This window comes from Bacillus paralicheniformis, assembly GCF_002993925.1.
GTDB classification, from domain to species: Bacteria; Bacillota; Bacilli; order Bacillales; family Bacillaceae; genus Bacillus; species Bacillus paralicheniformis.
Window position 1 is genome coordinate 2,516,861 of sequence record NZ_CP023665.1, and the last position, 14,455, is coordinate 2,531,315.

The following is a 14,455-nucleotide window of genomic DNA, read 5'->3' on the forward strand; positions in this document are numbered from 1 at the left end:
GATACCCGGAGGGCATTTGACTTGAAGAAAAATGGATCTCTTTTTTTCTTTGAAACCTCTCTCATCTTTCATCCGTCTATATTTCGGAACGCATTATTTCCGTTCCGGCAGGCTTCTTTAAAAGTACAGCAATTCTGCCTGAAGCCTGCATTTTTAAGGAGGGCATTGAGCTTGAAAAAATCGATACTAGGAATCTTTACAGCATTGTGTCTGCTCATTTTCCCGCAGGTCAGCTTTGCTGACGCCGCAGTGGGTGATGTGATCGTCACGCTGGGGAAAGACTTGTCAAGCCAGGACAGACAAAAGGTATTAAAAGAAATGAATGCGCCTGAAAATGCGACCATCATCGAGGTGACAAATGATGAGGAGCATAAATATTTAGGGGATTATATACCGAAAGCACAAATCGGAACAAGAGCGATTTCTTCTTCTTCGATTACCGTAGCGAAAAAAGGCACCGGTTTGGAAGTGCAGACACACAATATCAGCAGAATTACGGATGAAATGTATTTAAACGCGCTGATGACAGCCGGTGTAAAAGACGCTAAAGTCTATATCACTGCACCATTTGAAGTATCAGGCACAGCCGCTTTGACCGGTTTAATGAAAGCCTATGAAACGACTTCGGGCGAAAAGATCTCCGAAGACGTGAAAAAAGTCGCGAATGAAGAGCTAGTCACCACTTCAGCGCTTGGCGAGAAAATCGGCAGTGAGAATGCATCAGCGCTGATGGCCAAAGTCAAGGAAGAAATCTCGAAAAACGGGGTTCCCGAATCAAAAGAGGAATTGGAAAAAACGATTGATTCCGCCGCTTCCGATCTGGGAGTGACGCTCACAGAGGATCAGAAAAAATCTCTCATGTCTTTATTTAATAACATGAAAAATATTAATATCGACTGGAACCAGGTTGGAGACCAGCTTGACAAAGCAAAAGATAAAATCACGAAATTCCTGGATTCTGAAGAAGGACAAAATTTCCTTCAAAAACTGATCGACTTCTTTGTGTCTCTGTGGAATGCCATCGTTTCCGTATTCACCGGCGGCGGCACCTCAGAGTCCAACGGTTAACACAACCGCCAAAACACCTCCTTTTTCAATTGAAGGGGGTGTTTTATTTTTGCAGAGGGGAAGCCCCCTCCGTCTTCTTCATAGTTTTCGTGAATAAAATCGGTCAGCAGTTTTGTAAATCGGTAAAACGTTTCGTTTTGCGTCGCTGCCCTGTCTTTTAGCGTGAACCGATCAAATAAAGATTGGCGGAATCCTGTGCTCATTTCAAGCTGAATGCTCAGCCCGGAAAGCGACTTGTTGGCGATGTTATTCGGATGGGTTCCGGCGTACTTGTCGTCCGTCGCCAGCATTTCAGCGGCAAACCCCGAGCGATTCAGCTCATCAACCAATATTCTGATTTTAACGCGGTCTGTCCCGCCCACTTTAATAGCGCGGTCTTCACTGTAATAGCCGTGAAGCGACATGACATACTGGTGACTCGCAGTGATGGCGAGCGCCGCCGGCTCGTCAAAACGGGTGCTTGTAATGTGAAGAGCCCTATTGCCTGATGATTTCAGCCCTTCAAACAAGTACAAGGAATAATTTTTCGCCACTTCATTGGCGATTTCACTTGTTCCGGGTTCGATGCCGCCTCCATGGATCGCCATGATGAGCATCGGCACTTTTGCGTCCTTCTCCGTCATTCGGTAAGACGCCGGATCTTCATTCCGCTTCAATTCTTCAAAGCTTGAATATTTATCAGCGGACTGTGTTGCAGGATGAGCCGCAGCAGAATATGGGAATGAAATCACAGCAGAAATTAATAAAATATTCACAGAACTGTTTATTGCTGTAAAACACTTCGCTATGTTACAATCAACACATTGCTTCAGGCACTGGAGCATGCGGTGGAGTAGGGATACTTTGGCCGGTTTCATCTACTCCGCCTCTAAATCCGCAAAATCAGCAAATCTCATCCTTTTCACCTTGATCATTGCCTTTACCATCTCCTTTGTTAAATTTTTGTTAAATTCCCAATATTATATACAATCAGCCCGGTCGCTGTTCTATGCATGTCATGATCTTTTTTGCAAAAAACACCGCCCGATGGCCGGGAAATATTCTTCATGCGGCAAACGGGAAAAAATTCTTTTTGAATAAAAAAATGGAGACCCCCCTTGAGGGAATCTCCATTTTTTATTGTTTTACTTTCGATTTCAGCGGCAGATCCAGCTTGACGATATCCTCATACGTCTCTCTCTGAATGACGAGCTGCGCTTCTCCATCCTCGACAAAAACGACGGCCGGGCGCGGAATGCGGTTGTAGTTGTTGGCCATGCTGTAGCCGTATGCACCGGTGCAGAAAACGGCGAGCACATCTCCGTCACGAACTTCGGGGATTTCCAAATCCCAAATCAGCATATCTCCGCTTTCACAGCATTTTCCTGCAATTGATACGGTATCATGACAAGCATCGTTCATCCTGTTGGCGACGGCCGCTTCATATTTTGCCTCATAAAGCGCCGGCCTGATATTATCGCTCATGCCGCCGTCAACAGCCACATATTTGCGAATGCCCGGCACCTCTTTTTGCGAACCGGTCGTGTACAGTGTGGTTCCCGCATCTCCGACAAGAGACCTGCCCGGTTCGATCCAAATCTCAGGGATGTCAAAGCCGAAATGCTCGGCATTTGCTTTGACCGCCTCGATGATTTTTTCAACATAGACATCGGCAGCGAGCGGCTCGTCGTCTTTTGTATAGCGGATGCCGAAGCCCCCGCCGAGATTGAGCACTTCCGGAATGAATGAGTAAGTCTCCCTCCATTCAGCGAGCTTTTCAAAGATTTTGTCTGCCGCAAGAACAAATCCTGCCGTATCAAAAATTTGCGAACCGATGTGGCAGTGCACGCCGAGGAGCTTAAACGCAGATGAGCGAAGGACTTGTTCGATGGCTTGTTCGACCTGCCCATTGTGCAGATCAAAACCGAATTTCGAATCTTCCTGTCCCGTCGTAATATAATCATGCGTGTGCGCTTCAACTCCCGGTGTGATTCTGAGCAAAACGTCTACAGTTTGTCCTGATTGCTTGCAAAGCTTTTCTGTAATGGCGATCTCGTGAAAGTTATCGAGCACGATGCAGCCGATTTGATGCTCCAGAGCCATGGCTAGTTCTTCAGGGCTCTTATTGTTTCCGTGAAAATGAATCCGTTCAGCGGGGAACCCTGCTTTGATCGCAGTAAAAAGCTCTCCTCCCGATACCACATCCAGAGACAGCCCCTCTTGTTCGGCAAGCTGAATCATGGCGACCGCTGAAAACGCCTTGCTTGCATAAGCTACCTGCGCTTTTAAACCGGCTTCCCTGAATGCCTTCTGGAATTTTCGGGCGCGCTCTCTTATCAGCGCGACATCGTATACATAAAGAGGTGTTCCATATCTTTCTGCCAATGATAGAACATCGACACCGCCGATTTCGAGGTGTCCACTTTCATTTCGTCTGCTAGTACCATGTAAAAACAATTGTCATTCCCTCTTTCTCTATCTACAAAGGTGCAAGGGGCGGTCCGATTGCTGCCCGATGCATCTTCCGGCTTCATGATAGTGCGATTCTTATGTTGTATTATAACATTTCGTTTTAAAAACTAAACCACCATTTGTCCAAATTTTCTTGATTTACAAAGGGAATAATCCCCTAAAAAACCAATCCATTCTATTGATTATAGAATAACAGAAAACAGCACTTGATAGAAATAGGCATACATAACGTCCATTCAGTTAAAAAAAGAGCTGAAAAATCGAGATTATCGCCCATACAAATAGGCATTTACCTGAATATAATCTTAAAGATGAAACCTAAAAAAACGAAGTGGGAAAGAGGTTATCATATGTATCCAAACCGTTACCCCTACACCCCGGCTCCAGGCTATACACCGGAAGATGTATACGGCTCTTATCAGCCGGCTGTACATCATGAACAGCGAATTTACGAGCCTTATGAAGGGCAGATTATTACAGCTCCGGCGAATACGAGATTTTGGCGGAGAGGAACCGAGGTTTTCCTTCATTCGTCAACGTTTGACCCGTCCGGCCGCGAAATGTTGTATGTCGTCTATCCGATCAGAAGACAGAACAACATCTGCAGTCTCCGGGCAGTCGCGATCTCTGCGAACGAATACAGAGGCATCGGGACCCCTGAATTCGATTACTGAAAAAGAGGCTTTTCCCCGGGGAAAAGCCTCTTGGAGTACCGTCTTCATGGCTGTCTGGAGCGGTTTCGCGGATGAACGATGCTCGGCCTGACTTTTCCCCCGGGAACGGAAGTGCGCACGAGAACATGCCAAAACGCTTTTCCGTTGAACGGGAGGAGGGGCCATAAGTAAGGCGTCCGCAATGATCTGATCGAAGTCATCACTATAGTTAAGATCGTTAATCCGATGACAAATCCCTCCACTTTAAAAAGCGCCACCAATATCAGCATAAACAGCTTCACCATTTTATTCGCCAGACTCAGCTCGTAGCTTGGTGTCGTGTACGCTCCGATTGCCGAGAGGGAAACGTATAAAATGACTTCGGGAGAAAACAAGCCGACATTGATCGCGATATCGCCGATCAATACGGCAGCAATCAGGCCCATTGCAGTCGAAAGCGCCGTCGGCGTATGAATGGCGGCCATTCTTAAAAATTCGACGCCGAGATCCGCCAGGAAAATCTGCATGATAATCGGGATATGAGTGTCTTTGTTTAAACCGATAAACGATAAATGATCAGGCAAGAGCGACGGCTGAATGACAAACAACAGCCAAAGCGGCAGCAAAAAGGTGGAGGCCAAAATACCGAAAAACCGCACCCACCTTAAAAACGTCCCAACAGCCGGTGTCTGTCTGTATTCCTCAGCATGCTGTACATGGTGAAACAAAGTCGTCGGCGTAATGATGACGCTTGGCGACGTATCGACGATCACGATGACATGCCCCTCTAAAATATGGCTTGCGGCTACGTCTGCCCTTTCCGTAAACCTGACAAGCGGAAACGGATTGAAGCCTTGGCCGACAATGAATTCCTCTACCGATTTATCCGACATCGGCAGTCCGTCGATCTTCACATTTTCAATTTCTTTTTTTAATACTTCAACAAGATCGGGATCTGCAACATCTTCCAAATAGCAAAGGCAGATGTCTGTTTTGGAGCGTTCACCGATATGAAGCATTTTATAGCGCAGGCGTTCATCTCTGATCCGGCGTCTGATCAGGGCTGTGTTGACGATGATGTTCTCGACGAGCCCGTCTCTTGCACCGCGTACGACTTTTTCTGTATCAGGCTCTTCCGGCGTTCTGCCCGGATAGCTTCTGACATCAATGATAAATGCAAATCCCGCATCTTCGACGATGATGGCAACCAGGCCCGACAGCACTTGGTCCACCGCTTCATCAAGCGTTTCTGCTTTTGAAACCTGCTGGTTCAAAAGCCTGTTTTCGACAATGTCTTCGACCTCGCCCGACTCTTTTTCTTTATCATTGAGATGCACCAGTTCCCTTAACAGGTGAATGATGTATTGGGTGTCACACAACCCGTTGACATAATAAAGCTGAACTTCATGGCCGAGGATAAAGACCTTGCGTACGCCAAGGTCAAAGCTTTCTCCCATGCCGACCCGCTTCTTGAAATACGCTTCATTCTTAGAAGGATCAAGGAATACGTTCGTCTTCTCTTGCTTTTGAGCACTCATGATACCCGCTCCTTTCTAAAATGAGCTCGACCGCTTTCATTGTAATCGGCGACCCTTTTTCCACATCGTCTTTTCTGTTCATTTTACCGATATCACCGATTCCGACGATGATCGGAACATCCAGCTGATCAAGGCAATAGACCGTGTCACCGTTCATTCGTTTGACATCGAGCTCTTTGACCCCGTGTTTATCGACGCCGAATTCCGTCAGTTCACCTTCCGCATCGATTGATACATCGACCCTTGTCCACTCTGCATAATGAGTTTTTGAAGCGACGGCGATGACCCCGAGCACCTCGATATCGGCATGCATCGCTACATATTTCATCGCTGTCTCTCCCGGCCCTTCGCCTTGAAGTCCGGAATCATCAAACATCACGAATACAGGATCATGAGGGGTTTCTAGGATCATGGATACAAGCTCCGGTCCCGTTTTAATGCTTGGATTCCCCGCCGATTGGGAAATACAGCGGCCGCCCGTTTTTCTTGCCGCATATTCGATTGCTTTTGCAGCGTATATATCGCCGTCTGTGACCAAAATGACCTTGCGTTTTGCTGGCATTATCCTTTATCCTTTCGGTTTAAAAATCACGGCAACAAGAAAAGCAAACAAGATAGCGGCAGATACACCGGCAGATGTCAGTTCGAATATCCCCATGCCGATTCCGATAAAGCCATGTTCCTCAGCCTGGTGCATCGCGCCGTGCAAAAGAGAATGGCCGAAGCTGACAATCGGGACTGTAGCCCCGGCACCGGCAAATTCGATAAAACGGTCGTAAAGGCCGAAACCGTCAAGGATCGCTCCTGATACGACAAAAGTTGACATGACATGAGCCGGCGTCATTTTAAAGATATCAAGCAAAAGCTGGCCGATGACGCAAATCAATCCTCCTGCAATAAAAGCAATGACATATTCCATCTTAAGCGTTCCCCCCTTCGGCCCGTTCAAATACGACGCCATGGGCAATGCATGGTATCGATTCTTTTTGCTGGACGATCGTCGGGCTTAAAAGGGCGCCTGTCGCTACAACAAGCACTCTGTTCAGCCTTCCCGCTTCAATTTCTTTAAAAATGTGGCCAAAGGTGACGACAGCGGAACAAGCACATCCGCTTCCGCCTGCAAAAACCTGCTGGTCAGGCGTATAGATCATCAGTCCGCAGTCATTATGTTTTGTCCCGACATTGATTCCTTCCTCTTTTAACAAATCCTTCAAAATCGGGCTGCCGACACCTGAAAGGTCACCGGTTAAAATTAAATCGTAATCATCAGGGGTGCGTCCCAGATCCTCTAAATGCTGCTTGATCGTATCCGCCGCAGCGGGGGCCATCGCCGAACCCATATCCTGCGAATCGGTAATCCCCAAGTCGATAACTCTTCCGACGGTTGCACTGCTGATTTTGATGCCGCCTGGCTGCTGACTGAGGACGACTGCTCCGCTTCCGGTCACTGTGGATGTAGCGGTTCCCGGCTTTTGGCCGCCGTATTCCGTCGGGTAGCGAAACTGCCTTTCAGCAGTAGCATTATGACTGCTGGTTGCCGCTAGGGCACGCTTTGCGAAACCTCCGTCAATCAATGCCGAACTGATCGCGATCGATTCCATTGATGTCGAGCATGCTCCAAATAAGCAAAGAAAAGGAATTTTCAAATGCCTCGCCACATAGTTGGCTGTCACGTTTTGGTTGAGCAGATCGCCTGCCAAAAAGATATCGATGTCTTCCTTTTTAAGGTTTTGTTTTGATAACGCAGTCTGAACCGCATCCTCCATCAGCTTGCGCTCTGCCATCTCCCAGTTTTTCTGGTTGCAGTGCATTTCATCATAGGTTTTGTCAAATAAGTGTCCAAGCGGACCTTCTTTTTCTTTAGGTCCAACCGCTGTTCCGCTCGAGTTAACAAACAGCGGGTTCTCGAACTCCCATGTTTGTTTTCCAGTTAATTTCATGATGTTTTCCTCCTAAAACAACTTGTCAAAGGCAAAGCGGATCATTCCCACAATATAAGCGGCCACAACGCCGAACACGATGACGTTTCCGGCAAGCTTGAACATGTTTGTCCCCACGCCGAGAACATAGCCTTCGCTTTTATGCTCAAGGGCTGCACTCGTCATACTGTTGGCGAACCCTGTAACCGGAACGGCGGAACCAGCGCCGGCAAACTGGCCGATTCTGTCGTAGACGCCAAGGCCTGTTAACAGAGCGGAGATTAAGATGAGCGTAGCAACCGTCGGGTTTCCAGCTGTTTTTTCATCAAAGTGGAATACGGCCATATAAAAATTCTGGAGAGCCTGGCCGATCGTACAGATCAGACCACCGACAAGAAAAGCCTTGATACAGTTCAGGACATAAGGCGGCGTAGGCTGATAAGCTTTGACTTTCGATTGGTAATTATCTTTCAAACTTGACATCATATTCCTCCTTTTATGACAAATGAACAAAAATGAGCCATTGAAACATCGAGCCAAGGATCTTCCCGAACACAATGGCCATTAAAAGTATCAAAATCCTGTCCCCCATACCGATGCGTTTCGCCAGTATCGGAAGCACGTTCAACACTTCTGTCAGCGCCGCTGCAAGCATTCCGATGAAAACGCCCGCAAAAAGGCCGATCGGAACAAGCAGCCATTTGGATAAAAAAAAGCGGGACATGTTCAGCGATTCCCATCCTCCGAACACCGCGCCCAGAATGACAGCCCATTCATACGCCTGGATAAACCCTTGCGTTTTCGTCAGCTGAGTCAGTCTCGGGATAATGCCAAGCACGGTAAGAAAAGCGACAAATCCAGATCCAACCGCAATCCCTCCTGCGAGTCCGAGAAAGATGATAAAGATCACGCTAATGATCATGAATATCCTTTGTCGTTTCTTTGTTTTCGTGCAATGCCACATAATGGTCCAAATCAAGCTGATATTTAAACATCTCGACCTCCAGAGGGCTCGGCTCCTCGTTAAACCGTTTTTTAAATAAATGATTAAAAAACAAAATCATGCCGAGACCGAGACCGATGCTGTACGGAATCTGCAAAAGGTATGGATAGCGGTTCTCCTTGCCCGTCACCATTTCGTAAAGCAAGATGTGTACGTCCCTCATGCTGACATCTTCATGAAAGTTCATGACAGCAAGGCCGGCACCGACGAACAGGAGCAGCCAGACGCCGACGAACAGTACGGGAGACAGCCCCCTTTTCGGATATTGGATCTCCACGATTGTTTCGGAACCGCCGACGGTTTGGACGTCAAGGTCAGGAAACGATTTATGTACAGCTTCGATCACCTTCATCACGTCCAACACCACCATGCTTTGATCCGCTTTGCTGACCTGATAAATAGGCAGCCGTTCAAGCTTTTCTTTGTATCGGCGGTCGCCCGCTACCTGTGCGATATGGCCGAGCAGAATCAATTCATCGGGATCGGCCTCAAGCCGGTGGCGGAGTCTGATAAAAACTTGACGTTCCATCTGGGTCACTTCCTATATGATGGTTATAGTTGTAGTATGAAGTACATCCCATTTATCATTCAGCAAGCGGCAAAAGACCATAAATTACCACAAAAAAACCGGAACACTCTTTTTTGGAGCGTTCCGGTTTTTCATTAGACATCCGAGCAGCCTCAGCTTTCAAATTGATCCATCTGGTTTTTGATTTGCTTTAAAATCTTTTTTTCAAGCCTCGACACTTGCACCTGGGATATGCCGAGGCGGTCGGCAACTTCAGATTGCGTCTTGTCTTTGTAATACCTTAAATAAACAATCAGCTTTTCCCGTTCATCCAAATCCTTGATGGCTTCCTTCAAAGCGATTTTATCGAACCACTTCTCTTCCGACTGATCGGCGATTTGATCCAGAAGTGTAATCGGGTCTCCGTCGTTTTCGTAAACCGTTTCATGAATGGATGAGGGAGAGCGGACCGCTTCCTGAGCCATCACGACTTCTTCCGAACTGATTTCGAGATAATCGGCGATTTCCTGAACGGTCGGAATCCGTCCGTTTGACTTGGAAAGCTCGTCTTTTGCCCGCCGGATTTTGTTGCCGAGTTCTTTCAGCGAGCGGCTCACTTTGACGGTTCCGTCATCTCTGATAAACCGCTGAATCTCGCCAATAATCATCGGGACGGCGTAGGTGGAAAACCGAACGTCATAGGAAAGATCGAATTTGTCCACCGACTTCAAGAGGCCGATGCAGCCGATTTGAAAGAGGTCATCAGGCTCATAGCCTCTGTTCAAAAAACGCTGAACGACAGACCAAACAAGACGCATGTTTTTTTCTATGAGGAGGTCCCTTGCTTTTTGATCGCCGTTCTGGCTGTTTTTAATCAGTTCTTTCACTTCATGGTCTTTAAGCTGAGTGTTCTGGTTTTCTTTTTTAACCTCCACATCCATAACAAATCTCCCTTAATTGCAAAGCGCTTTGCTTTTTGATAAGTGCTTTGTTAAGTGTATTGTGGTTCCCATCTCAGGTGAGGAGTCGATCGAGATATCATCCATGAAATTTTCCATGATCGTAAAGCCCATTCCCGACCGCTCGAGTTCAGGCTTTGTCGTGAACAGGGGCTGGCGCGCTTCCTCAAGATCAGGGATGCCGACTCCTTCGTCACGAATCGTTAAGTAGACGATATGATCATGAAGGGTGACGGAAATGTATACGTCTCCCTGCCCTGAGTTTTCATAACCGTGTATGATCGCGTTTGTGACCGCTTCGGATACGACCGTTTTAATTTCGGTCAGTTCATCCATCGTCGGGTCGAGCTGAGCGATAAAAGCAGCGACTGTCACCCGTGCAAACGATTCGTTTTGGCTGAGTGCCGTGAACTGGATATTCATTTCATTTTTCATGACGCCACCCCCAACGTTTCAAGTGCACGCTGCTCTGATTGCTCAAGGCGAATGATTTTAAACAGCCCGGACATATCAAATAAACGTTTGACAGCAGGAGAAATGGCGCAGACGATCATTTCTCCGCCGAGCTGTTTAATCTCCTTATATCTGCCGAGCACGACGCCAAGTCCTGAACTGTCCATAAACGAAAGGTCTGCAAGATTCATGACAATATGGCGAATGCCGGATTGTTCCAGATGGTCACTGACTTGTTTTCTCAAGGTTTCTGCTGTATGGTGATCGAGTTCACCTGTCAACCGAATGCATAGTACGGATTCTTTGACGTGAATATCGATTCCGAGGCTCATCCTCATTCCTCCTTGGTTTAAATCGGATAATGAGTGTTTCGCTTCAGACTTTATAAATTCCTTCACCGTGACAAAACTAGTGACCGTTCGGCATTATTCACTCCACTTCGTCCAGTGGGTCATCGTCCGCTTGAACATCGTCCACATCCCTGCTTTATCCATGTCTTTTTCCGCGACAAGAGGGCTTTCAGCGAGAACCTTTCCGTCCTTTTTCAATACGAGCGTCCCAAGCTCTGTGCCTTTTTTGACAGGGGCCTGGATATCTTCCTTCTGTTTGATTTCTTTTTTAACAGCTTCGATATTTTCGCCTTTTTTCGTCAAAAGGGAAATCGGTTCCGATGTGACAAGGTTTATTTTTTGCTCATGGCCTTTATTGACCTTCAAATCGGAAATGATTTCATTGCGTTTATACATCGGATGCGTTTCATATTGGCTGAATGCAAAATCAAGCATTTTTGTGATTTGGGCATTTCGTTCTTTTGGCGTACTGGCACCAAAAACGACAGCGATGACGCGCATGTTTCCTTTTTTCGCTGAAGCTGTCAGGCAGTACTTTGCTTCATTTGTAAAGCCGGTCTTGACTCCGTCAACGCCGGGATAAAATTTGATGAGGCGGTTTGTGTTGACGAGCCAGAATTTTTTATCACTGTTTTCTCTCAGATAGTCTTCATATGTTCCCGTAAATTTCGTGATGTTTTCATATTTTAAAAGCTCTTTCGCCATGAGTGCCATGTCATAGGCTGTGCTGTAATGGCCTTCTTCAGGCAGACCTGTCGTATTTTGAAAAGATGTATCCTTGAGGCCGAGCTCAGCGGCTTTTTCATTCATTCTTTTGACAAATTCCTCTTCAGATCCGGCAATATGCTCTGCCATTGCCACAGAGGCATCATTACCCGATCCGATGGCGATCCCTTTCAGCATATCTTCAACCGTCATTTCTTCGCCAGGCTCAAGGAAAATTTGCGATCCCCCCATTGAAGCGGCATACTCGCTTGTTCTGACTTTGTCTTTCATTTTGATCTTGCCTTCATCAAGAGCTTCCATGATCAACAGCATGGTCATCACTTTTGTCATGCTGGCCGGGGGAAGCTTTTCACGGCTGTTCTTGTCATACATCACCTTACCGGTATCCCGCTCGATTAAAACGGCAGATTTTGCGTCATCAGCAAGCTCCGACGGTTTCTTTTCGCTCTCTTTTGCAAACGCCGGCGGCGCAGTCATCAGGATTATCGTAAAAATCAGCAATTTGGATAAATGACGTTTCATCACCCAGACCTCCATTTCGTAATCCTCTCTATTTTTTCCAATCCAGTTGGATTTATACGGATTGTTTGGAAAAAATTTCTCATCAGGCAAAAAGAAAGAGCCAATGCAGGTTCTTATTTGAACTTGCATTGGCTCACATTTCAACTTCGCAGCGGTTTTAGCCGATTTTGGCGACGGCCGCTTTAACAAACCGCAAAAAGTCGGCTTTTACTTTTTCGGTGACTTCGATCACTTCGTCATGGGAGAGCGGCTGATCGAGGATTCCGGCTGCCGCGTTTGATATACACGAAATGCCGAGCACGCGAAGGCCCGCATGTTTTGCCACGATGACTTCCGGAACCGTCGACATGCCGACGGCATCCGATCCGATCGTTCTGAGGAAGCGCACTTCGGCAGGCGTTTCGTATGTAGGTCCTGTGACGGCTGTGTAAACCCCTTCTTGTACACTGATGTTCAATTCTTCGGCTGTTTTTTTCGCCAAGAGGCGCAGTTCCTTATCATATGCGGATGACATGTCAGGGAATCTGACACCCAGCGAGGAATCGTTCGGCCCGATCAGCGGATTCGTTCCCATATAATTGATATGATCGGATATGATCATCAAATCGCCGGGACGGAACGATTCATTGACGCCGCCTGCGGCATTGGTCACAATTAAAGTCTCGATCCCGAGTTCTTTCATGACACGTACCGGGAAGGTTACCTTGTCCATTGAATATCCTTCGTAAAAATGAAAACGCCCTTGCATCGCGACGACTTGCACATTTTCAAGTCTGCCGATGACAAGCTGTCCGGCATGCCCTTCAACAGTGGAAACAGGAAAATCCGGGATGTCTTCATATTTAATGCGAACGGCGTCTTTTATCTCATCAGCAAGCACGCCAAGGCCCGATCCCAAAATCAGGCCGACCGCCGGTTTGATTTCTGTTTTGCTTTTAATATAGTCTGCGGCATTTGCAATCATCTGTTTCACGTCGTTTCCTCCTATTTCAGCAGGGATAAAAAGCTTTTTCCGTACTTTGGCATATTCGTTTTAAAGTTGTCGGCAATCGTCGCGCCGATGTCCGCGAATGTATCTGCGAGCGGAAGCGCACCGGGCTTTTCGTGCTTTTTGCTGTATACAAGAAGCGGCACGTACTCCCTTGTATGGTCTGTGCCATGGTGAACCGGATCATTGCCGTGGTCGGCGGTAATGATGAGCAGATCGTCTTCACGCATCTTTTCAAATACTTCAGGAAGGCGCGCGTCGAATTCCTCGAGCGCTTTTCCGTAACCTTCAGGATCGCGGCGGTGCCCGAACAGCGCGTCAAAGTCCACGAGGTTTACAAAGCTGATCCCTGTAAAATCTTTGTCAAGCGTTTGCACCAGCTTATCCATCCCGTCCATATTCGATTTCGTTCTAAGCGATTCCGTAATGCCCTCGCCGTCGTAGATATCGGAGATTTTGCCGATCGCAATCACATCAAAGCTGTCATCTTTCAATTCATTCATTACGGTTCTGTCAAACGGCTTCAGCGCATAATCATGCCGGTTCGGCGTCCGTTTAAATTCGCCCGGCTTGCCGACAAACGGCCTCGCAATGACGCGTCCGACCATATATTTCTCGTCAAGCGTAAGCTCGCGCGCGATCTCGCAGATTTTGTACAATTCCTCGAGAGGCACGACTTCTTCGTGTGCGGCAATCTGCAGAACGGAGTCCGCTGAGGTGTAGACGATCAGCGCGCCGGTTTCCATATGCTCCGCACCGAGCTCATCCAAAATCGCAGTGCCTGATGCAGGTTTGTTTCCAATCACTTTTCTTCCGGACTTCTGTTCAAGTTCATGGATCAATTCGTCCGGAAAACCTTCGGGAAACACCTGGAAAGGTTTGTCTATGTAAAGTCCCATTATCTCCCAATGACCAGTCATCGTATCTTTTCCGTTTGAGGCTTCTTTCATTTTGCCGTAATAGGCAAGCGGCTCTTCTGCCTTTTCGACACCTTTGATTTCTCGGATGTTGCTGAGTCCGAGCTTCGACATGTTCGGCAGGCGGATGCCTCCCATGTGTTCGGCAATATGGCCCAATGTATCTGCGCCTTTGTCATTAAATTGATCGGCATCAGGCGCCTCGCCGATTCCAACGGAATCCATCACAATTAAAAATACGCGGTTGTAATCAAATGCAGGCATTTGTCGGCCTCCTTTTTTTCTTTCTGTCAGCTGTAGGCTGTCACGCTTGGCATAAAAAAACCAAAATACCGCTATTAGCCAAGTATAAACCGTTTACACAACAGTTGACAATACGAACGGGAATAGTGAGAAACTT

General features: G+C 47.2%; 17 protein-coding genes. 2 read left to right on the forward strand and 15 right to left on the reverse strand.

The features are described 5' to 3' along the window. Positions 1-171 precede the first annotated feature (171 nt). Complete coding sequence (locus CP943_RS12850; RefSeq protein WP_095291671.1) at positions 172-1,068, forward strand: DUF1002 domain-containing protein; 897 nt, start codon at positions 172-174, stop codon at positions 1,066-1,068. On the opposite strand, the gene CP943_RS12855 is transcribed toward CP943_RS12850, so the two are convergent. Then, positions 1,065-1,925: a poly-gamma-glutamate hydrolase family protein gene (locus CP943_RS12855; RefSeq protein WP_105981057.1), complete on the reverse strand. Its 861-nt coding sequence runs from the start codon at positions 1,923-1,925 to the stop codon at positions 1,065-1,067. The genes CP943_RS12850 and CP943_RS12855 overlap by 4 nt on opposite strands. Before the next feature lie 259 nt (positions 1,926-2,184). Beyond that, positions 2,185-3,504 (reverse strand): diaminopimelate decarboxylase, encoded by a 1,320-nt coding sequence (lysA, locus tag CP943_RS12865; RefSeq protein ID WP_020452022.1) that lies wholly within the window; start codon positions 3,502-3,504, stop codon positions 2,185-2,187. A 365-nt stretch (positions 3,505-3,869) separates the two neighbouring features. Between lysA and CP943_RS12870 the strand changes: the two genes are divergently transcribed. After that, positions 3,870-4,193: a hypothetical protein gene (locus CP943_RS12870; protein ID WP_026579354.1), complete on the forward strand. Its 324-nt coding sequence runs from the start codon at positions 3,870-3,872 to the stop codon at positions 4,191-4,193. A gap of 44 nt (positions 4,194-4,237) precedes the next feature. On the opposite strand, the gene CP943_RS12875 is transcribed toward CP943_RS12870, so the two are convergent. The 13 genes from CP943_RS12875 to deoB all read right to left on the reverse strand — a co-directional run bounded on the left by CP943_RS12875 (position 4,238) and on the right by deoB (position 14,319). Continuing rightward, a complete protein-coding gene (locus CP943_RS12875; protein WP_020452024.1) occupies positions 4,238-5,710 on the reverse strand; it encodes a spore germination protein in 1,473 nt (490 codons plus the stop codon). Further along, on the reverse strand, positions 5,670-6,272 hold the full coding sequence (locus tag CP943_RS12880; RefSeq protein WP_043054370.1) for a stage V sporulation protein SpoVABEA: 603 nt from the start codon (positions 6,270-6,272) through the stop codon (positions 5,670-5,672). Before CP943_RS12880 ends, CP943_RS12875 begins: the two co-directional genes overlap by 41 nt. A gap of 6 nt (positions 6,273-6,278) precedes the next feature. After that, the gene (gene spoVAE / locus CP943_RS12885; protein ID WP_020452026.1) at positions 6,279-6,629 is read right to left on the reverse strand and encodes a stage V sporulation protein AE; all 351 of its coding nucleotides are present in this window, start codon (positions 6,627-6,629) and stop codon (positions 6,279-6,281) included. Between the two features lies 1 nt (position 6,630). Further along, positions 6,631-7,650, reverse strand: coding sequence for a stage V sporulation protein AD (gene spoVAD, locus CP943_RS12890; protein ID WP_020452027.1), 1,020 nt, complete (start codon positions 7,648-7,650; stop codon positions 6,631-6,633). Between the two features lie 12 nt (positions 7,651-7,662). Continuing rightward, the gene (spoVAC, locus tag CP943_RS12895; RefSeq protein WP_020452028.1) at positions 7,663-8,112 is read right to left on the reverse strand and encodes a stage V sporulation protein AC; all 450 of its coding nucleotides are present in this window, start codon (positions 8,110-8,112) and stop codon (positions 7,663-7,665) included. Positions 8,113-8,125: 13 nt separating this feature from the next. Beyond that, on the reverse strand, positions 8,126-8,551 hold the full coding sequence (locus CP943_RS12900; protein ID WP_025811211.1) for a stage V sporulation protein AB: 426 nt from the start codon (positions 8,549-8,551) through the stop codon (positions 8,126-8,128). Then, entirely contained in the window at positions 8,541-9,161 is a 621-nt protein-coding gene (locus CP943_RS12905) for a stage V sporulation protein AA (protein ID WP_020452030.1), read from the reverse strand. The genes CP943_RS12900 and CP943_RS12905 overlap by 11 nt, the downstream gene beginning before the upstream one ends. A gap of 152 nt (positions 9,162-9,313) precedes the next feature. Next, positions 9,314-10,081 (reverse strand): RNA polymerase sporulation sigma factor SigF, encoded by a 768-nt coding sequence (sigF, locus tag CP943_RS12910; RefSeq protein WP_020452031.1) that lies wholly within the window; start codon positions 10,079-10,081, stop codon positions 9,314-9,316. Between the two features lie 12 nt (positions 10,082-10,093). Further along, a complete protein-coding gene (gene spoIIAB / locus CP943_RS12915; protein WP_020452032.1) occupies positions 10,094-10,534 on the reverse strand; it encodes an anti-sigma F factor in 441 nt (146 codons plus the stop codon). After that, positions 10,531-10,884 (reverse strand): anti-sigma F factor antagonist, encoded by a 354-nt coding sequence (gene spoIIAA, locus CP943_RS12920; RefSeq protein ID WP_020452033.1) that lies wholly within the window; start codon positions 10,882-10,884, stop codon positions 10,531-10,533. The genes spoIIAB and spoIIAA overlap by 4 nt, the downstream gene beginning before the upstream one ends. Positions 10,885-10,977: 93 nt before the next feature. Further along, positions 10,978-12,150 carry a D-alanyl-D-alanine carboxypeptidase family protein gene (locus CP943_RS12925; protein WP_020452034.1) on the reverse strand — a complete coding sequence of 391 codons (1,173 nt, stop codon included), beginning with the start codon at positions 12,148-12,150 and terminating at the stop codon, positions 10,978-10,980. Between the two features lie 157 nt (positions 12,151-12,307). Next, positions 12,308-13,114 carry a purine-nucleoside phosphorylase gene (locus tag CP943_RS12930; protein ID WP_031304985.1) on the reverse strand — a complete coding sequence of 269 codons (807 nt, stop codon included), beginning with the start codon at positions 13,112-13,114 and terminating at the stop codon, positions 12,308-12,310. 20 nt (positions 13,115-13,134) lie between these two features. Then, positions 13,135-14,319 carry a phosphopentomutase gene (gene deoB / locus CP943_RS12935; protein ID WP_043054372.1) on the reverse strand — a complete coding sequence of 395 codons (1,185 nt, stop codon included), beginning with the start codon at positions 14,317-14,319 and terminating at the stop codon, positions 13,135-13,137. Positions 14,320-14,455: the final 136 nt, after the last annotated feature.